Source organism: Rhodopirellula europaea 6C (genome assembly GCF_000338295.1).
GTDB lineage: Bacteria > Planctomycetota > Planctomycetia > Pirellulales > Pirellulaceae > Rhodopirellula > Rhodopirellula europaea.
Genome location: NZ_ANMO01000092.1, coordinates 1 through 647, shown reverse-complemented (window position 1 = coordinate 647; position 647 = coordinate 1). Strand labels below are relative to the sequence as shown.

The following is a 647-nucleotide window of genomic DNA, read 5'->3' as shown; positions in this document are numbered from 1 at the left end:
CGGGCATCACCGGGCGGGGAGAGTAAAGTTGTCCATTTCAAATTCGGCCGCAAGCCCCGCTCAGTGTGAATGCCATGGTTACCCGCCTGTGTTCAGGATGACACGCAGTGTATCGAAGAGTTGATGAGTGGCGTCTTTTGCGTCGAGGAGATCATGAAATGCCGCGGGTGCCGGAGCAGGAGCGGGTCGCGTGATCTCCATGATCTGGTCCGTAGCAGACCACCGGACAACAACATCGTTGTCGGCGTAACCAAACAGTCGGATGTGGTACGGAAATGGATTGGCAACGGGAAGGCTCGGGAGCACGAGTCGGTGGATGTCAACTCGCTCTCCCCAATACCAATGTTTGGGCTGAAAGTTGAGAAATGCTAGGTGAAGAAAGCCAGAAGCTTCGTAACGCCCCGATGGCGGTCCCATCACTTCAAGCACTTCCGCTGGCGTCATCGATTTGTCGAGCTTCGCAGATGCGTCGATGTAACGGTCTTGCATCGCGAAGTCAGTTGCGCCAACAAAGATCAGATACGCATACCAAACTGCGGCAATGGAATCAGGCATGAGTCTCAAGTTGTCGGGTAACGGCAGGGTTCAGCGGGGCCGCGCGAACGACTCTCCACTTCAAAAACGTCAACTCGCGGCCTCCGTTGCAA

General features: G+C 55.5%; 1 protein-coding gene. It reads right to left on the bottom strand.

The genetic code is table 11. The annotated features are described in order from the left end of the window. Positions 1 to 78: 78 nt before the first annotated feature. The gene (locus tag RE6C_RS07810) at positions 79 to 555 is read right to left on the bottom strand and encodes a hypothetical protein (protein WP_008655403.1); all 477 of its coding nucleotides are present in this window, start codon (positions 553 to 555) and stop codon (positions 79 to 81) included. Between the last annotated feature and the right edge of the window lie 92 nt (positions 556 to 647).

Bases quoted from the DNA above. Each gene is read 5' to 3' on its own strand.
- RE6C_RS07810 (WP_008655403.1), bottom strand. From the start codon at position 555: ATGCCTGATTCCATTGCCGCAGTTTGGTATGCGTATCTGATCTTTGTT.